Annotated in this window: 18 protein-coding genes; 13 read left to right on the top strand and 5 right to left on the bottom strand. The window is 71.0% G+C overall.

Translation table 11 applies throughout. The features are described 5' to 3' along the window. Positions 1 to 131 precede the first annotated feature (131 nt). Complete coding sequence (locus CT688_RS07830) at positions 132 to 1,238, top strand: Xaa-Pro peptidase family protein (RefSeq protein WP_107756440.1); 1,107 nt, start codon at positions 132 to 134, stop codon at positions 1,236 to 1,238. A gap of 434 nt (positions 1,239 to 1,672) precedes the next feature. On the opposite strand, the gene CT688_RS07825 is transcribed toward CT688_RS07830, so the two are convergent. Further along, the gene (locus CT688_RS07825) at positions 1,673 to 2,080 is read right to left on the bottom strand and encodes a PPOX class F420-dependent oxidoreductase (protein WP_107756439.1); all 408 of its coding nucleotides are present in this window, start codon (positions 2,078 to 2,080) and stop codon (positions 1,673 to 1,675) included. 112 nt (positions 2,081 to 2,192) lie between these two features. Here CT688_RS07825 and CT688_RS07820 point away from each other — a divergent pair, with 112 nt between their 5' ends. Together CT688_RS07820 and CT688_RS07815 are read left to right on the top strand one after the other, a co-directional pair. Further along, positions 2,193 to 2,972: an SDR family NAD(P)-dependent oxidoreductase gene (locus tag CT688_RS07820; RefSeq protein WP_107756438.1), complete on the top strand. Its 780-nt coding sequence runs from the start codon at positions 2,193 to 2,195 to the stop codon at positions 2,970 to 2,972. Between the two features lie 37 nt (positions 2,973 to 3,009). Continuing rightward, positions 3,010 to 4,587, top strand: coding sequence for a cobalt-precorrin-6A reductase (locus CT688_RS07815; RefSeq protein ID WP_231750589.1), 1,578 nt, complete (start codon positions 3,010 to 3,012; stop codon positions 4,585 to 4,587). Here CT688_RS07815 and CT688_RS07810 read toward each other — a convergent pair. Continuing rightward, on the bottom strand, positions 4,579 to 5,424 hold the full coding sequence (locus tag CT688_RS07810) for a precorrin-3B synthase (protein WP_107756436.1): 846 nt from the start codon (positions 5,422 to 5,424) through the stop codon (positions 4,579 to 4,581). The genes CT688_RS07815 and CT688_RS07810 overlap by 9 nt on opposite strands. 72 nt (positions 5,425 to 5,496) lie before the next feature. On the opposite strand from CT688_RS07810, the gene CT688_RS07805 reads away from it, so the two are divergent. The 3 genes from CT688_RS07805 to CT688_RS07795 are packed head-to-tail and all read left to right on the top strand — an operon-like array spanning position 5,497 to position 8,783. Further along, complete coding sequence (locus CT688_RS07805) at positions 5,497 to 6,396, top strand: amidohydrolase (RefSeq protein WP_107756435.1); 900 nt, start codon at positions 5,497 to 5,499, stop codon at positions 6,394 to 6,396. Further along, the gene (gene lnt / locus CT688_RS07800; RefSeq protein WP_107756434.1) at positions 6,393 to 8,003 is read left to right on the top strand and encodes an apolipoprotein N-acyltransferase; all 1,611 of its coding nucleotides are present in this window, start codon (positions 6,393 to 6,395) and stop codon (positions 8,001 to 8,003) included. Before CT688_RS07805 ends, lnt begins: the two co-directional genes overlap by 4 nt. Positions 8,004 to 8,015: 12 nt before the next feature. Next, entirely contained in the window at positions 8,016 to 8,783 is a 768-nt protein-coding gene (locus CT688_RS07795; protein ID WP_197431513.1) for a polyprenol monophosphomannose synthase, read from the top strand. Positions 8,784 to 8,855: 72 nt separating this feature from the next. Here the strand turns inward: CT688_RS07795 and CT688_RS07790 are convergent, their stop codons facing one another. Next, a complete protein-coding gene (locus CT688_RS07790; protein WP_107756432.1) occupies positions 8,856 to 9,200 on the bottom strand; it encodes an RNA polymerase-binding protein RbpA in 345 nt (114 codons plus the stop codon). Between the two features lie 168 nt (positions 9,201 to 9,368). On the opposite strand from CT688_RS07790, the gene CT688_RS07785 reads away from it, so the two are divergent. The 3 genes from CT688_RS07785 to CT688_RS07775 all read left to right on the top strand — a co-directional run bounded on the left by CT688_RS07785 (position 9,369) and on the right by CT688_RS07775 (position 13,876). Then, positions 9,369 to 9,725 carry a hypothetical protein gene (locus CT688_RS07785; protein WP_107756431.1) on the top strand — a complete coding sequence of 119 codons (357 nt, stop codon included), beginning with the start codon at positions 9,369 to 9,371 and terminating at the stop codon, positions 9,723 to 9,725. Then, positions 9,722 to 11,434, top strand: a complete 1,713-nt coding sequence (locus CT688_RS07780; protein ID WP_231750554.1) for an alpha/beta-hydrolase family protein — start codon at positions 9,722 to 9,724, stop codon at positions 11,432 to 11,434. The genes CT688_RS07785 and CT688_RS07780 overlap by 4 nt, the downstream gene beginning before the upstream one ends. Positions 11,435 to 11,506: 72 nt before the next feature. Next, complete coding sequence (locus CT688_RS07775) at positions 11,507 to 13,876, top strand: excinuclease ABC subunit UvrA (protein WP_107756430.1); 2,370 nt, start codon at positions 11,507 to 11,509, stop codon at positions 13,874 to 13,876. 13 nt (positions 13,877 to 13,889) lie between these two features. Here CT688_RS07775 and CT688_RS07770 read toward each other — a convergent pair whose 3' ends face one another. Beyond that, positions 13,890 to 14,096, bottom strand: coding sequence for a sigma factor-like helix-turn-helix DNA-binding protein (locus CT688_RS07770; RefSeq protein WP_107756429.1), 207 nt, complete (start codon positions 14,094 to 14,096; stop codon positions 13,890 to 13,892). An 89-nt stretch (positions 14,097 to 14,185) separates the two neighbouring features. Here CT688_RS07770 and CT688_RS07765 point away from each other — a divergent pair, with 89 nt between their 5' ends. From CT688_RS07765 to CT688_RS07755, 3 genes are read left to right on the top strand one after another with little or no spacing between them, the layout of a single operon-like run. Then, on the top strand, positions 14,186 to 14,770 hold the full coding sequence (locus CT688_RS07765; protein WP_107756428.1) for a pyridoxamine 5'-phosphate oxidase family protein: 585 nt from the start codon (positions 14,186 to 14,188) through the stop codon (positions 14,768 to 14,770). Positions 14,771 to 14,773: 3 nt separating this feature from the next. Continuing rightward, the gene (locus tag CT688_RS07760) at positions 14,774 to 15,427 is read left to right on the top strand and encodes a GyrI-like domain-containing protein (protein ID WP_107756427.1); all 654 of its coding nucleotides are present in this window, start codon (positions 14,774 to 14,776) and stop codon (positions 15,425 to 15,427) included. Then, entirely contained in the window at positions 15,424 to 15,852 is a 429-nt protein-coding gene (locus CT688_RS07755) for a PaaI family thioesterase (protein ID WP_107756426.1), read from the top strand. The genes CT688_RS07760 and CT688_RS07755 overlap by 4 nt, the downstream gene beginning before the upstream one ends. A 41-nt stretch (positions 15,853 to 15,893) precedes the next feature. Here the strand turns inward: CT688_RS07755 and CT688_RS07750 are convergent, their stop codons facing one another. Continuing rightward, positions 15,894 to 16,334, bottom strand: a complete 441-nt coding sequence (locus CT688_RS07750; protein WP_107756425.1) for a MarR family winged helix-turn-helix transcriptional regulator — start codon at positions 16,332 to 16,334, stop codon at positions 15,894 to 15,896. Between the two features lie 60 nt (positions 16,335 to 16,394). On the opposite strand from CT688_RS07750, the gene CT688_RS07745 reads away from it, so the two are divergent. Beyond that, a complete protein-coding gene (locus CT688_RS07745; RefSeq protein ID WP_231750553.1) occupies positions 16,395 to 16,874 on the top strand; it encodes a hypothetical protein in 480 nt (159 codons plus the stop codon). Positions 16,875 to 16,919: the final 45 nt, after the last annotated feature.

Raw genomic sequence — 16,919 nt, 5'->3', positions numbered from 1 at the left:
CGCCTCCTCCGGTCGGGATCGGGCCGGGTGTCGGCCCGGCGCCAGGATAGTCGCCCCGTGCACCGTCGCCAGCGGTTCACGGCATCGACACGACCGGGCGGCGGCGAACCGGAAGACCCTAGGGTGGGGGGATGAGCACCGACTCCCCGGACCTCCACGCCCGACGACTCACGGCCGTGTGCGACCGCGCGCGGGAGATCGGCATCGACCACGTGGTGGTGTACTCCGGAGAGGACATGGCCTACCTCACCGGTGAACGCATGGACTCCCACGAGCGCCTCACGGCGATGGTCGTCCCCGTCGGCGGCGGGGTGCCCCTCCTCGTCGTCCCGGCCCTCGAGCTCACCGACGCCGTCCGCGCGGCAGCCGACCGGGTGGGTGCGGACCTGCACCCCTGGGCTGACGGAACGGATGCGGTGCCGCTCGTGGCGGGCACGGTGTCCGGCCGCGTCGCCGTGTCCACCGCGATGCCTGCCCTCCACCTCGTGCCGCTCCAGCTGGGCGTCGACGGCGAGGTGGTCCTCGCCTCGGAGGTGATCGACCACGTGCGGGCCGTCAAGACCCCTTCAGAGATCGACCAGCTCGCCGAGGCCGCCCGTCGCATCGACGCGGTCCACGCCCGGATGGGTGAGTTCCTCGTGGTCGGCCGCACCGAAGCGCAGGTGGGTGAGCTGATCACCGCGGCCATCGAGCAGGAGGGGCTCACGCACGCCGAGTTCGTGATCGTCGGGTCGGGACCCAACGGCGCCGACCCCCACCACGGTGTCTCCGACCGGGTGATCGAGCGGGGCGACATCGTCGTCGTGGACATCGGGGGACCGCTCCCGAGCGGGTACCACTCGGACTGCACCCGCACCTACTCGATGGGCGCACCGCCGGCCGACGCCGCCGAGACCTACGCCGTTCTTGAGGAGGCGCAGCGCCTGGCCCGCGAGGCCGTGCGACCGGGGATCGCGATCGGCGAGGTCGACGCGGCGGCGCGCGATCACCTCGCGGCGGCGGGACTCGGTGAGCTCTTCATCCACCGCACCGGGCACGGCATCGGCATGGGCCTGCACGAGCCGCCGTTCGTCGCCCCCGGCGCCGACACCGTCCTGGCGGAGGGGATGACCTTCTCCGTCGAGCCCGGGATCTACCGGGCCGGCCGGTGGGGTGCCCGTCTCGAGGACATCGTCGCGGTCACCGCGGACGGCCGGCGCGACCTGAACACCGGGGACAGGGGACTGCGGGTCCTCTAGCGTCGGCGACCTCCGCGGTCAACGTCCTCCAGCATCGTCGTGCGCCCCGGCCCGAGGCGCAGCGCTGGGTGCCGCCGTCGTCGTGCGTCACGGCCCGAGGCGCAGCGCTGGGTGCCGCCATCCCGCGTCGGCCTTCCCGCATCCGCGCCCGCGCCTGGCGTCTCGCTCGCGCAGCTGCGCACGCCAGGTACAGCCGCCCGCCCGGATGGCGTCCGGCCTGCGCATCGGCTCAGGCGAGACGCCATGGCTGCGGGCGGCTGTACTCACGCACGCGAATCCGGAGGAGTCGTCTGGTCCCGCCCAGCAGGCCACGCACCCTCCCGCCCAGCAGGCCGCGCACCAAGCCGTCCAACAGGCCGCGCACCGGCCGTCCAACAGGCCGCGTACCAAGCCGTCCAGCAGGCCGCGTACCCGGCCGCTATCGAACCGCGGTGTCAGGCGCCGGTGAACATCTGGGCGGATCCCAGGACGCGGTCCACCTCGATCGCCACCACGACCCGCTCTGGATTGGGTTTCGGCTCGCGGTAGCGCATCCCGTACCGGCGTTCGCCCTCGCGCACGGCGGCCTCGTCGGTGAGCAACGTCGCCCGGCCCTCGAACGTCAGCCACCGGCCTCGGTCCACGTGACAGACCGCTGCCCGTCCGCCGCGCGCGGCGTTGCGGGCCTTCTGCGACCCCCTCCGGGTGATCACGCGGGCCAGACCCGACCCGGTGTCGAGCGTGAAGCCCACCGCGACCACGTGCGGCGAACCGTCTCGTCGGAGGGTGGTGAGCGTACCGAGGTGGTACTCGGAGAGGAACTCGTGAGCGTCGGGCGACAGATCTGCCAGTGTTCGGGACATAGCGGCGAGCCTGCCACAGCGAGGCGGGACGAGGCGGCCGGCGGCGACGGGAGTGCGACCGGGCCTGGGACGGGCGTGGGAGGCAGTGAGATGGGCGTGGGACAATGCCCTCATGTCCAGCCCCGCATCCCCCGCATCCCAGCGCGCACCGGGCGGCGAGGTCGTCGTGATCTTCGGTGGCCGGAGCGAGATCGGTCTGGCGATCGCCCGGCGTCTCGCGGACGGATGCACGGTCGTCCTCGCCACACGACCCGGCCGCGACGTGTCCGCCCTGGCGGCACCTCTCACGGCCGCCGGGGCCTCGTCTGTCGAGATCATCGATTTCGACGCCGACGACCTCGGTTCCCACGTGAGGGTGGTGGAGGACATCGAGTCCCGGATCGGCGAGATCTCGGTCGCGGTCCTGGCGTTCGGGATCCTCGGCGACCAGGAGGTGGCCGAGAGGGACGCGGCGACCGCGGCTCGGATCCTGCACACCGACTTCGTGGCCCAGGCCGCCCTGCTCACCGTGCTGGCTGAGCGGATGAAGCCCCGCAGGCGCGGCGTGCTGGTGGCGTTCTCCTCGGTCGCCGGTCAACGGGTCCGGCGCGCGAACTATGTGTACGGGTCCGCCAAGGCGGGGCTCGACGGTTTCGCCTCGGGGATGGCGGACGCCCTCCACGGCACGGGCGTCACCCTGGTGATCCCCCGCCCCGGATTCGTGATCGGCCGGATGACCGAGGGCATGGATCCCGCACCGTTCTCCTCCACGCCCGACCAGGTGGCCGATGCGGTGGTCGACCGGGTGCGGGCCCGACGGGCCGGGGTGGTGTGGATCCCGTGGCAGCTACGGGTGATGTTCGCCGTCGCCCGGTTGGTCCCGCAGCCGATCTGGCGACGGATGCCACGGTGAGACCCCCTGCCACCGTGGATCGCGACCGGTGACCGCCATGTTCGTCGGCGTCGGCACCGGCGATGCCGATCTGCTCACCGTCCGCGCCTCCAGGCTCCTCGCCGACTGCGGTACCTGCCTGTTCGAGGGTGTCCACGGGCTCCACGAGGTGCTGTCCCTCTGCCCTCCGCGGGCCCGACTTGTCGACACCACCGGGATGCCGGTCTCGGATGTCGTCGCCGAGATCCGGGAGGCGAGTGGACGCGGAGACCGGGTGGTCCGGCTCATCCCCGGCGAGCCCTCGATGTACCGGGGGGTGGCGCAGGAGGTCCGCGCTCTCGAGGCTGCGGGGGTCGGGTGGCAGATCGTCCCCGGCGTTCCCGTCGTCGCCGCTGCCGCCGCCGCTCTCGGGATCGAGCTGGCGGCACCCGGTGGGCCCGGCTCGGTCCACATCGTGCGGCCGTCCCACGAGCCCGGAGCATCCCCGTCGGACGGGGAGCGGCTCCCGCCCCTGCCGACCGGCGGTGCGGACCTCACCGTCGTACCGCACGTGGGTCCCCGGCAGCTCGCCGGGGTGATCCGCGAACTCGTGCCCGCCCACGGACCGGAGTGCACGGTCGGGATCGTGGTCGCCCCGGGCCGGGAGGGGGAGATCACCGTCGTCGGAACCCTCGGCGACATCGCGGACCGCATGACGGGGACGGATCTCCCGGAGGACATGGTGGTCTGCGCGGGACCTGCGCTCGGGAGTAGGCGGGACGACGAGGGTCTCGACGGAGGCCCGGCGCCGGTCGGGAGCCCGTCACCCGAGTCCGCTCGGGGATCAGTGGCGCCATCCGTCACGCCGAGCGCCTCCCGGATGCCCGCGCCCACACCGGGCCGGATCCTTCTGCTGGGCGGGACCGAGGAGGCGCGCAGGCTCGCCGAGCTCATGGTCACGGCCGGGCTCGACGTGGTGACCTCTCTGACCGGAACGCCGTCCCGCCCACGGATGCCCCGGGGCGAGGTGCGGATCGGGGGGTTCGGTGGGCCGGAGGACCTGGCCCGCTGGCTCCGCGAGAGCCGGGCGAGCGCCGTCATCGACGCCTCCGACCCGTTCGCCACCGGCGTGTCGGCCTCCGCGACCAGGGCCGCCCGCGAAACCGGCACCCCTCTGCTCCGTGTTCTCCGGCCCCCGTGGGCGCCGGAGGACGGCGACCGGTGGATCCCGGTGGCCGACGTGGACGCCGCCTCGCGGCTGGTTCGAGAGCGATTCCGCCGCCCGATGCTCACCGTGGGACGAGGTGGCCCGACCGCCTTCGCGGGCGACACCCGGGGGTCCTACCTGATCCGGTGTGCCGAGCCTCCGCCCGGATTGCTCCCGCACCGCTACCTGCTCGTCCTCGACCGGGGGCCGTTCGGAATCGAGTCCGAGCGCACCCTCATGTCGCGTCACCGCATCGACGTCCTGGTCACCCGGAACACCGGGGCGCAGTCGACGGTCGCCACGCTTCGTGCCGCGCGCGATCTGCGGATCCCGGTCGTCATGGTGGACCGGCCGTCCGGGTCGCGTCCCGGGCAGACCGGACGCGGCGACACCGTGCACTCGGTGGATGAGGCGGCCCGTTGGCTGGTCCATCGCTTCGGCTCACACTGATCCGGTCACCCAGGGGGAGGAGGCGTCGAAGATCATCCCCATCGGCGCCAGGACCCTCACGACCTGCTCGGCCATGTCCTCGGTCAGGCCGTGGAGGCCGATCACCCTGTCGGCGGAGACGGTACTCGGGCGTTCGACGGCCCCGAGGAACCCGGCCAGACGTGCCGGGACGACGCCGTGGGGAACCACCGCGAGAAGGCTGACGAGCCCGTCGGTGGTGTCGATCCACCCCACGCGGGGGATCCCGACAGCGGCGGGGACGGGGGCGTGCGGCGCGTCCGGGACGGCGTTCCCCCGGGCCGCATCGGAGCCACTCAGGAGAGCGTCAGCCATGTCCGCGAGGACCCGTGGAGCGTCGAGCGCCGCCACGTCGGTTCCCTCCGGCCTACCGGGCCCGTGGACCCGGACGGCGCGGCCGGGACCTGAGCTGACCGCCGCCAGGTCGGGCGCGTGGGTCAGAACGTCGCCGGAGCCGTCGTCGAGGCCCACCACCAGTGAGCGACGCGGCACGGGAGTCTCGACGCGTCCGAGCAGCTCCGCGCACAGGCGCTCGGGCAGGTCCGCCAGGTCGTGGTGCCCGTCGAGACGACCGGCCATGGGTGACGCGAGGACGTGGGGGAGGCGGTGATCCGCGACGGCAGGGGGCAGTCCGGCCGCGACGAGTGCGGAACTGGGGACCGGTTCACCGTCGGCGGCCCTGACCAGAACACCGCCCCCTCGTGCGAGCCCGATCTCACCACCGATGTCCGCGGCCACCATGGCCAGGGTCGTCCAGTCGATGGGGCGCAGCCGGCCGCCCGGAAACCGGGCGAGCGCGTCGTAGGGTGAGGCGGTCATGGGATGTCAGACTAGGCGGGGAGCGGGTGGGGGGCCGGAGCCCGGACCGGTGGCTCAGGGATACTCGGGGGCATGACCGCACTGTTGGCCACCGGGGGCCGCGTCCTGACTCCCTCCTCCCGTGATGCCACCGCCCTGGCCCACGAGGACGGGCTGATCCTGTGGGCCGGTGCCGACGCCCCGGGCCCGGCGCTGTTTCCCGGGGCCGACCGTCTCGATCTCGACGGGGACTGGGTCGCTCCCGCCTTCGTCGAATGCCTCTCCGCGGGCCCGGACCTCGACTCGGCCGCCGACAACGGTGTGGTCACCGCCCCCGTTCCGGCACCGCATCGGCTCGAGGCCGTGGACGAGCGGATCCGGGCGGGCGAGCGGGTGGTCCTGGACGGCCACGAAGACCCCGCCCGGATAGCGGACGCGCTCACCCGGGCGGCCGGCCAGGTCGGCGGTCCCGCGGTGGCACGGTGCACGCCGCTCCTCATCGGCACGGACGCACGGATCGACGACGAGACACTCGCCGGCCTCGCGGCCGTCGGCACGGTTCTCCTGCTCCGGCCCCTCGTCGACGACCTCGGGGGTGCCGACCTCGTCCGGATCGTCGGGTCCGGGGTGGCGCTCGCGGCATCGTCCCGGACAGACGACTCGGTCCGGCCATGGGACGCCCTGCGGGCGCTGACCGCGGTGCCCGACGGGCGCGGCCTGTCGCCCCGCGCCGCGTTCACCGCTCTGACCCGGGGTGCGCGCCGCGCCGCCGGGGCGCGCGACGGCACGGCCGGGACCCTCACCCCGGGCGCGGCGGCGACCTACGCGCGGTGGCGGACCGGTGAACTGGCGGTGGTCGCGGCCGACGACGCGGTCCAACGGTGGTCCACCGATCCACGGTCCGGTGTGCCACCGATGCCCGATCTCTCCGGGCCGGACCCCGTCCTGCGTGAGCTGGTGGTCGACGGTGGGACCACGGTGTCCCCGAGGTGACCGCCGTCCTGCCCCGCGCGGTGGGGGCGGCCGCGGCCGGCGCCCTGCTGGCCGCGTCGTTCCCCCCTGTCGGCCTGTGGTGGGCCGCGATCCTCGCTCTGGCACTCCTCGTCGTGACCCTGTCCCCGCTGCGCGGCCCCGCGCCCCGTCCGCGGACCGGCGCCCTCCTCGGGTTGATCGCCGGCCTGGTGTTCTTCCTCCTGCTGGTCCCGTGGGTGGGCCTGTACGTGGGGGCCTACGCCGCGTGGGCTCTGGCGCTGGTCGAGGCGTTGTACCTCGCCGCGTTCGGAGCCGGGGCCGTGGTGATCCTCCGGGAAGGACTCGCGGAAGGACGACGACACGGTCTGCGGGTGGTGGGCGCGGCGCTCGGTGTGGCCGGATGGTGGTCGGTGTGGGAGTGGATCCGCTCCTCGTGGCCGTGGGGCGGCTTCCCGTGGGGCCGGCTGGCGTTCGGCCAGGCCGACGGCCCGTTGCTTCCGTTGGCCTCGCTCGGTGGTACCCCGCTGCTCGGTTTCGCGGTCGCGGGCACGGGCACCGCGCTCGGACTCGTCGTCCTCCTACTCGCTCGCCGGCACCGGCCGCCGCGCGGGACACTGCGCTCGACCACCGGACTCCTTGTGGTCCCCCTCGTCACCGCGGGACTCGCCGCCGCGGCGGCACTCGACACCACGCCCCGGGGCACCGGGGAGACCGCCGACATCGCCGTGATCCAGGGCAACGTCCCGCGCCTCGGGTTGGACTTCAACGCGCAGCGCCGTGCTGTACTCGAGAACCACCTCCGGGTGACCGCGGAGCTCGCCGACGATGTCGAGGCCGGAACCGCGGTCCGGCCGGATGTGGTGCTGTGGCCGGAGAACGCCTCCGACATCTCGCCCCTGGCCGACCGGCAGGCCGGCGCCCAGATCTCCGCCCTGTCGCGTCGACTGGACGCCCCGATCCTCGTGGGCACCGTCCTGCGGGTGGGTGACGGCCCCGAGGCCACCAACTCCTACCTGGTCTGGGACGGTCGATCGCCCGAGCCCGCCGCGGATCCCGTGGTCGACCGCCACGACAAGAAGTACATCCAACCGTTCGGGGAGTGGTTGCCCCTGCGCGCGCCGCTCGAAGCCGTGTTCCCGATCGCCCGGACCGCCGGGCACTTCGTCCCAGGCGACGGCGACGGGATGGTGACCGCGGCCGGGATCGACTTCGGGGTGGCCATCTGCTTCGAGATCGCCTTCGACGCCGCAGCACGTGAACCGGTCGCCCGCGGAGCCCAGATCCTCACGGTGCCCACGAACAACGCGACCTTCGGCAGGTCCCCGATGAGCTACCAACAGCTCGCCATGTCGAGGGTCCGGGCGGTGGAGCACCACGTCCCCGTCCTCGTCGCGGCGACCAGCGGGGTCAGCGCGGTGATCGGCCCGGACGGTCAGGTGCTCCAGAAGACCGGGATCTTCGAGCCCGCGACACTGTCGGCGCAGGTCGAGTCGGACTCCGCCGGTACCATGGCAACCCGACTGGGCGGCATCCCGCAGATGGTGAGCTGCCTCATCGGGTTCGTCGGCCTGGGATGGGCGTTGATCCGCACCCGGCGGCGACCCGCGACCGAGTGCGAGGAGACGTAAGTGACCGATCCGATGGCGCCTCCACCCGCAGCTGCGTCCTCGCGGACGTTGGTGATCATCCCCACGTACGACGAGCGCGACAACCTCCCGGGCGTCGTCGAGCGCCTGCTCGCGTCAGCCCCCGACGTGGCGGTCCTCATCGCGGACGACAACAGCCCCGACGGGACCGGGGATGTCGCCGACCGGCTCGCCGCCGACGACCCCCGGGGGCGGATCACCGTCCTGCACCGCGCGGGCAAGCAGGGGCTCGGCGCCGCCTACATCGCCGGATTCCGCTGGGGCCTGGAACGCGGCTACTCCGTGCTCGTGGAGATGGACGCCGACGGCAGCCACCCGCCCGAGCGGCTGCCGGCGATGCTCGCGGAGATCGACGCCGGCGCGGACCTGGTGATCGGATCACGCTACGTGCCCGGCGGCAGCGTCGAGAACTGGCCCTGGCAGCGCCACGTGATCTCCCGAGGCGGCAACGTCTACTCCCGGATCATGCTGGGGGTGGGCATCAAGGACATCACGGCGGGCTTCCGGGCCTACCGCAGCGAGTCCCTGTCACGCCTGGACATGGACGCGATCGAATCGAAGGGGTACTGCTTCCAGATCGACATGACCTGGCGTCTGTTGAACGCCGGGGGCACGGTCGTCGAGGTCCCGATCACCTTCACCGAACGCACCGTCGGGCACTCCAAGATGAGTGAGTCCATCTTCCGCGAGGCCGCTGTGAACGTAGCGCGATGGGGTTGGGAGAAGCGACGCGGACAGCTGAGATCGCTCGTCCGGCGCTGACCCCGCCCGCGAAATCAGGACGCCCCCGGCCCCGTCGAGGGGCCGGGGGCGTCCCGGCGGGGTCGGGCTCTTCTAGCGAGCGCCGGCGCGCCGACGCTTCTTGAGGATGTCCATCCGCTCCTTGAGCAGGTCCTCCAGATCGTCGAGCGACCGACGCTCGAGGAGCATGTCCCAGTGGGTGCGCGGCGGCTTACCCTTCTTGACCTCCACCGACGGGCCATCGATGAGCTGGCCCTCCTGGCCGTTCTTGCACATCCAGGTGCCGGGGATCTCGGCGTCGTCGGCGAACGGGACCTCGTACACCTCGCCGTTCTCCGTCTGGTACCTGGCCATCCGCCGGGGCGCGAGATCGGTGTCCCGGTCGGTCTCGTAGCTCACCGCACCGAGGCGGCTGCCCCTGAGGACTCGATCTGCCATGCGAACTCCTTCTACCGTGTTCGTCCGTCTTTTCAGCTGACTGCCACACGACAGCCTGTGACACGACGCTGTCGTGTTCCTGGTCATGTAACGCCAGGTGACCCCCCGAATGTTCCCACGGCACACGGCAGCAGGCCAGCCGGGGACCCTCTCGGTACCCTGACCACCGTGGACACCGACGCCCCCTCCGAGCTCCCCCCGCCCCGGCGGGGTGAGGCCTCGTGCGCGTGGTGCGGGCGTCCGGTCGACGAGGGGAACACGGGTCGACGACGACGGTACTGTCGTCGCTCCTGCCGTCAGCGCGCCTACGAGCAGAGGCAGTCACTGAGGGTCCGCGAGCTGCCGGAGGGGACGGTGGTGCTCTCGGACTCCGAGTCGACGGACCTCATGGACCGCATGTTCCAGCTCAGGTGTGCGTGTGAGGACCTGCACACCGCGATCGTCGAGGGGGAGGACGCCGCCGAGTTGGCGCGGATGTCCGGCGACCTGGTGGCCGCTGCCCGGCGCGCCGAACGTTTGAGGTGAACAGGGCCGGCGAGGTGCTGGTAGTGCTGTGGCACCGCTGGCACCTGTCCGTCACGGGCGTCATCGTCGGAGCACTCGCCGCCTGGGCCTCGCTCATGCCGTCGCTTCTGCCTCGAACCTGGCAGTACCAGGGCTTCGTCACCGGTTTGTCCATGCTGGTGGGATACGGGGCCGGCATCGCGGTGCGGACCGTGTGGAAGAGACTGGTGAGTCCCCGCGTGACTCTCGGTCCTGCGCTGCTGGACCTCGGCGACCGGGTCGTGGCGTTCGCGCGGTTGTCCGCGCCCTACGTCTTGATCGTCTACCTCATCACGGCCACGGCCACAGCTGTCCGGTGGCAGGACCAGGTATCGGATCTGGTCGCGTCGCCCAGACCTCCGTGGAGCGATTACATGCGCGCCCCCTGGGTTGCTCTTGCCGTCTTCGTGGTGCTCTTGATCGCATGCCGGGTGATCCAGGCGGCCTATCGGGGATTCGTACTGCTCGTCCGTCGCAGATTCGCCGTGGGGGAGAACTCGGCCCGGATCACCGGGATCGTGGTGGTGGCCGCCCTCATGGTGGGCGTGGCGCAAGGAGTGATCCCGCGCGCGTTCTTCCAGACCGCCAACCGGGTCTTCAGCGTGCAGAACGACCAGGACCTCCCCGGCGCGCAGCGCCCGACGGCCAGCGAGCGATCCGGGGGGCCGGGGTCCCATGTCGACTTCGAGGACCTGGGCAGGCAGGGGCGCCGCTTCGTCAGTGGCGGTCTCGGACGCGCGCATCTGAGCGACCTGTTACGGGAGGATGCACGCGAGCCCATCCGGGCCTATGCCGGGCTGGAGTCCGCACCTACCGACGACGAGCGCGCGCGACTCGTGGTGGCCGAGCTGGACAGGACCCGTGCCTGGGAGCGGGGATCGGTGGTGATCGCCCCCACTACAGGGACCGGATGGATCAATCCGCACGCCGCGCAGGCCATCGAACTTCTCTCCGGTGGGGACGTGGCCCTGGTCGGCACCCAGTATTCCTACCTTCCGAGCTGGATCTCGTTCCTCGCCGATCGCGAGAAGGCGGAGACCGCCGGGAAGGCACTCATCGATGCCGTGGTCACCTGGCGTGACTCCCTGCCGTCCGACCGTCAGCGGCCGGCACTCTACGTCTACGGCGAGAGCCTGGGCACCCAGGCCGGCGAGGCCGCCTTCTCCGGACTCCGGGATATCCGCGCCACCGTGGACGGAGTCCTGTGGCTGGGACCACCGCATTCCAATCGGATCTGGAGTTCTCTGGTCGAGCGGCGGGATCCGGGAACGCGGGCGGCCGAACCGGTCTATGCCGACGGTCTACTGGTCCGCTTCTCGGAGGATCCGGCCGAGTTCCGTGGTGACGACACCTCGTGGATCCCGCCGCGCGTACTCTATGTCCAGCACGCCACCGACCCCGTGGTGTGGTGGACAACTGATCTGTTGTTCGCGCGGCCGGACTGGCTTACCGAGCCGCCGGGCAGAGGCCGACACCCGGGGATGCGCTACCTTCCCGTCGTCACCTTCTTCCAGGTCACCGCGGACTTGGGCAACGCCATCGGTGGATCCCAGGGATACGGTCACCTCTACGATCGCCAGATCTTGGACGGGTGGGCCGCCGCCACGGGGCGGCCCGGATGGGACGAGGACGAGTTCGAGCGGTTTGCGCGGCTGCACGCGACCGCAATGGAACACCAGGAGCGCGGCTAGGCATCCCGCCCCCGGCCGGGTGCCCGGCGTCCTACGGTTGACGGCACACACCCGCAGCGAGGAGAAGCCCCCGTGAGTGACCACATCGCCGATTCACACGACGTCATCCGTGTCCGGGGGGCGCGGGAGAACACACTGAAGTCGGTCGACGTCGACCTGCCCAAACGTCGGCTCACCGCGTTCACCGGCGTGTCCGGTTCAGGTAAGAGCTCCCTGGTCTTCGCCACGATCGCAGCCGAGTCCCAGCGGATGATCAACGAGACCTACAGTGCGTTCCTGCAGGGCTTCATGCCCACCCTCGCTCGCCCCGAGGTGGATCTTCTCGACGGTCTCACCACGGCCATCGTGGTGGATCAGGAGCGCATGGGTTCCGACCCCCGGTCGACGGTCGGTACGGCGACCGACACCGGCGCCCTGTTGCGCATCCTGTTCAGCCGGCTCGCGCAGCCGCACATCGGCGGGCCCAAGGCGTACTCGTTCAACGTCGCCTCCGCCAGCGGCGTGGGCACGCTGAAGAAGGCGGACGGCAGCCGGCAGAAGGCGGAGTTCTCCATCACCGGTGGGATGTGCGTGACGTGCGAGGGGCGGGGGTCGGTGTCCGATTTCGACGTCGACGCCCTCGTCGACAGATCCAGGTCGCTCGCCGAGGGCGCCATCACGGTGCCCGGGTACTCGATGGACGGGTGGTACGGGCGCATCTACGCGGGGTCCGGGTTCTTCGACATGGACAAGCCTGTCCGGGACTTCACCGAGCAGGAGATGCACGATCTGCTCCGACGGGAGCCGGTCAAGATCAAGGCCGACGGGATCAACGTGACCTTCGAGGGTCTGATCCCGAAGATCCAGAAGTCGATGCTGGCCAAGGATGTCGAGGCGATGCAGCCGCACATCCGAGCGTTCGTCGAGCGGGCGGTGGTGTTCACCACCTGCCCCGACTGCGGGGGTACCCGCCTCAACGAGGGTGCACGGTCCTCCCGGATCGGGGAGCTGAACATCGCCGACGCCTCGGCGATGCAGATCACCGATCTCGCCGAGTGGCTCCGCGGACTCTCCGAGCCTTCTGTCGCCCCGCTGCTCGCGGCTCTGCAGCATACCCTGGACTCCTTCGTGGAGATCGGACTGGGCTACCTCTCGCTGGACCGTCCGGCCGGCACCCTCTCCGGCGGCGAGTCGCAGCGGGTCAAGATGATCCGACACCTGGGATCGGCACTGACGGACGTGACCTACGTCTTCGACGAGCCCTCGATCGGGTTGCATCCGCACGACATCCAGCGGATGAACGACCTGCTGCTGAGGCTGCGCGACAAGGGGAACACCGTGCTCGTGGTGGAGCACAAGCCGGAGATCATCGCCATCGCCGATCACGTGGTGGACCTGGGGCCCGGCGCGGGGTCCGCGGGGGGCGAGATCTGTTACCAGGGGTCGGTCGCCGGGCTCCGGGAGAGCGGCACCGTCACCGGCCGGCACCTCGACGACCGGGCGTCGCTCAAGGCGGAGGTGCGCACGGCGACCGGCCGCCTCGAGGTGCGGGGCGCGACCGCCCACAATGTCCGCAACGTGGACGTCGACATCCCGCTGGGCGTGTTGTGCGTGGTGACCGGTGTGGCGGGCTCCGGGAAGAGCTCTCTCATCCACGGGTCGGTGTCCCCGCGGCCCGGTGTGGTCGCGATAGACCAGACCGCGATCCGCGGTTCCCGCCGCAGCAACCCCGCCACCTACACCGGGCTGCTCGACCCCATCCGGAAAGCCTTCGCCAAGGCCAACGGGGTCAAACCCGCGCTGTTCAGCCCCAACTCCGAGGGCGCGTGCCCCACCTGCAAAGGGGCGGGGGTGATCTACAGCGACCTCGCGCTGATGGCGGGGGTCGCCACGACGTGTGATGACTGCGAGGGGCGGCGTTTCCAGGCCGAGGTACTGGAGTACCGGCTGGGGGAGCGCAACATCGGTGAGGTTCTCGAGATGTCGGTGGCCACGGCCGAGGAGTTCTTCCGCGAGGGACCATCCCGGATCCCGGCCGCGCACACGATCCTGCTCCGGCTCCGCGATGTGGGGTTGGGCTACGTGCGACTCGGACAGCCGTTGACCACACTGTCCGGAGGGGAGCGGCAACGGCTCAAGCTGGCCGCACAGATGGCGGACAAGGCGGAGGTCTACGTGCTCGACGAACCGACCACCGGCCTGCATCTGGCCGACGTCCGGAATCTGCTGGGAATGCTCGACCGGTTGGTCGACGCGGGCAGGTCCGTCGTCGTCATCGAGCACCATCAGGCCGTGATGGCCCACGCCGACTGGATCATCGACCTCGGTCCCGGGGCCGGCCACGGTGGTGGCCGCGTCGTGTTCGAGGGCACGCCCGCCGAGCTCGTGGCGGCCCGATCCACGCTCACCGGTGACCACCTCGCGCAGTACGTGGGGCAGACCACCGGACCCGCCACCAGCTGAGGTCCGCCGTCGCTCAGCCCGCTCGACCGAACCTCTTGTGCAGCGCCTGCTTGCTCACTCCCAGGACGACCCCGATCTCCGCCCAGCTCAAGCCGTGCAGTCGGGCGTGCCGGACGGCCGCGGACTCCTCGCGAGCGAGTGCGGTCTTCGCCTCCGCGATCGCAGCCAGACGCTCGACCGGGTTGGGCGCGTTGTCGTCGTCATCGAAGGTCGTCTCCACATTCCTCACCTCAGTCGTCAACCTACATTGACGACCGCCGAACGTCAACTAGCGTTGACGTTCCGTGCGGGCGGAGTAGGGTCGGAGCCGTGCCCGCCAACCGCTACCCGGAGATCGCGTTCGGCTCCGCCGCGCGCGCCCGGCAGGCGTCGGTAGGTCTCACCCGGCCGCAGGGGGCCGGCGAGTTCAGCCTCGACGGCACCGATTCCGCGCTGATCCGGCGGGCAGACCACTTCGTCCTGTCCAGTGTCACCGAATCCGGATGGCCCTATGCCCAGCACCGCGGCGGTCCCGCAGGGTTCGTCCACGTCCTGACGCCCACGTCGCTGGCGTGGGTGGAGTTCCACGGCAACCGTCAGTACGTCACGGTGGGCAACGTGGACCACGACGGCCGCGTCTGCCTCCTCTTCGTCGACTACCCCACGCGGTCCCGGCTCAAGGTGTTCGGGCACGCCCGGATCGTCGAGCCGGACCGGGACCCCGAGCTGGTGGATCGCCTGCGGACGATGGGGGAGAGGACCTACACCGGGCATGTCGAGCGGGCGATCATCGTGGACCTGGTCGCCGCCGACGCCAACTGCAGCAAGCACATCACACCCCGCTGGGATCGCGCGTACATCGACGACCTCACCGCGGTCTACCGTCGGCACATCGAGGAGTTGCGGGAAGGGTGAGACGTGGGATCCTTCGACATCAAGCGGGAGCGCAAGGACCTCTACAACGGGAGAGTGGGAAGGTTCGACCTGGTCCAGGTGCCGTCGATGAGGTTCCTCATGGCCGACGGTCGCGGCGACCCCAACACCTGCGCTGACTACGCCACCACGCTCGAGGCGCTGTACACGTGTTCCTACGCCGTGCGGGCGATGGCGAAGGACGATCTGGGGCGCGTCCACACCGTCGGCCCACTCGAGGGACTCTGGTACGCCCGCGATCTCGAGGTGTTCACAGCGCGGAACAAGGACGCGTGGGAATGGACCATGATGATCTGGCAGCCCGACTGGGTCACGGCGGACATGGTGGCCTCCGCCGTGGACAAGGTGACGGCGAGGAAGCCGGCGGTCGCCGTGGACCGGGTCCGACTCGAAGAGTTCGCCGAGGGCCCGGCCGTCCAGACCCTGCACGTCGGACCGTACGACGCGGAGGGGCCGGTCATCGCCCGGATGCACGAGGAGATCATCCCCGGCCGCGGCCTGATCCCCACAGGGCACCACCACGAGATCTATCTCTCCGACGCGCGCAGGACCGATCCGGCCCGACTGCGGACGATCCTGCGCCAACCCGTGGCGACGGCGGGGGAGCACGGTTCAGGTGCGGGTAGAAAGAACTCATGACTGCAACCGACGGGTTCCCCGACGCCTCTTCCGAAGCCGCGAGCACCTTCGTCCGGGCCTCCGGACTCGTCGTCGACGAGGTGACCGCGACGAGCCTGTCGGGACACGCGGACCTGGGCGGCGATCATCTCACCGCGTGGGGGACCGTCCACGGTGGTGTGTACGCCAGCATCGTGGAATCCGCGGGCGGCGCCGGCGCCGGAGCCGCCGTGGCCGACCTCGGCCAGATCGCCGTGGGCGTCCACAATGGCACCGACTTCCTGCGGGCATCGACCGGTGGACGGGTCGAGGTGCGCGCGGAGGCCCTGTTCCAGGGGCGCAGCCAGCAGTTGTGGGATGTGGTGATCAGCCAGACCGAGGGCGGGAAGATCCTGGCCAGGGGCCAGCTCAGGCTACAGAACGTACCGCGGCCGGACGCCGTGTAGCGTGCCTGGTCGCGTCCGGGGCGGCCATCATCAGGCGTCGATCATCGGGCGTCCGCACGACCCAGGGCAGCGACGACACCCCGCGCCAGTCGGCGCAGCTCGACCAGGTCTCCCGGAGGCATGTCGAGCTTCTCCACCAACGCGCACTGGATGCGTCCGGCCTCCTCGCGCAGTGCGCTGCCCGGACCAGTGAGTGAGACGGTGACGCTGCGGGCGTCCCTGCCCGCCCTGCTGCGGGAGACCAGTCCAGCGGCTTCCATCCGCGAGAGCAGAGGGGAGAGGGTGCCGGAGTCGAGGTACATCCGCTCGCCCAGCTGTCGGAGCGTCAGACCGTCCTCCTCCCACAGGGCCAGCAGCACCAGATACTGGGGATAGGTGAGTCCCACCGCGGCCAAGGCCTCCCGATACGCCGCGGTCGACGCCCTGGAAGCGGCATAGAGGGCAAAACAGACCTGCTGGTCGAGACGGAGATCGGCGTCCATGACTCCAGTGTCCCGCACAAGTCGATTGCGCACAATTGAGTTGTGCGCAATACTTTCGCCATGAACCGAACTCCGGGAAACCGCCAGGCCGGACCCGCCGGCATCACGACGACCCGGCGTGGGGGTCGGGCAGCGGAGGGGGCCCGCCACGTGGGTCGCTGGACCCTCGGCGCAGCGCTGGCGGGCGCCGGGGTGGGTCACCTGACCACCCTCCGTGAGGAGTTCCACGCTCAGGTGCCCGGATGGGTTCTCCTGGACCCGGACGTCGTGGTGCTGGCCTCGGGAGTCGTGGAGATCGGGCTGGGCGCGGCGCTCATCCTGGCTCCTATGCGTGTCCGGCCCGCCGTGGGGTGGATCACCGCCGGCTTCTTCGTGGCGATCTTCCCCGGGAACATCTCGCAGTACGTCACCGGCACGGACGCCTTCGGACTGGACTCCGACCGTGCCCGTCTGGTCCGACTGTTCTTCCAACCCCTGTTGGTGGCGTGGGCGCTCTGGTCGACCGGAGCGTGGCGCGCCTGGCGGAACCGACGCACCTGATCACCGATTTCGCCGACCAGGTCGCCCGCGAAGCCCACAGGAGTC

It is taken from the genome of Dietzia sp. JS16-p6b (genome assembly GCF_003052165.1).
In the GTDB taxonomy this organism is placed as follows: Bacteria; Actinomycetota; Actinomycetes; order Mycobacteriales; family Mycobacteriaceae; genus Dietzia.
This window is presented reverse-complemented; position numbering and strand designations above follow the sequence as displayed.

Excerpts from the sequence above, each read along its gene's own strand:
- CT688_RS07810 (WP_107756436.1), bottom strand. The coding sequence starts at position 5,424 with ATGACCGCCTCACCCTACGACGCGCTCGCCCGGTTTCCGGGCGGCCGG.
- CT688_RS07830 (WP_107756440.1), top strand. The coding sequence starts at position 132 with ATGAGCACCGACTCCCCGGACCTCCACGCCCGACGACTCACGGCCGTG.
- CT688_RS07790 (WP_107756432.1), bottom strand. The coding sequence starts at position 9,200 with ATGGCAGATCGAGTCCTCAGGGGCAGCCGCCTCGGTGCGGTGAGCTAC.
- CT688_RS07745 (WP_231750553.1), top strand. The coding sequence starts at position 16,395 with ATGAACCGAACTCCGGGAAACCGCCAGGCCGGACCCGCCGGCATCACG.
- CT688_RS07750 (WP_107756425.1), bottom strand. The coding sequence starts at position 16,334 with ATGGACGCCGATCTCCGTCTCGACCAGCAGGTCTGTTTTGCCCTCTAT.
- CT688_RS07820 (WP_107756438.1), top strand. The coding sequence starts at position 2,193 with ATGTCCAGCCCCGCATCCCCCGCATCCCAGCGCGCACCGGGCGGCGAG.
- CT688_RS07795 (WP_197431513.1), top strand. The coding sequence starts at position 8,016 with ATGGCGCCTCCACCCGCAGCTGCGTCCTCGCGGACGTTGGTGATCATC.
- CT688_RS07815 (WP_231750589.1), top strand. The coding sequence starts at position 3,010 with ATGTTCGTCGGCGTCGGCACCGGCGATGCCGATCTGCTCACCGTCCGC.
- CT688_RS07825 (WP_107756439.1), bottom strand. The coding sequence starts at position 2,080 with ATGTCCCGAACACTGGCAGATCTGTCGCCCGACGCTCACGAGTTCCTC.
- CT688_RS07755 (WP_107756426.1), top strand. The coding sequence starts at position 15,424 with ATGACTGCAACCGACGGGTTCCCCGACGCCTCTTCCGAAGCCGCGAGC.
- CT688_RS07805 (WP_107756435.1), top strand. The coding sequence starts at position 5,497 with ATGACCGCACTGTTGGCCACCGGGGGCCGCGTCCTGACTCCCTCCTCC.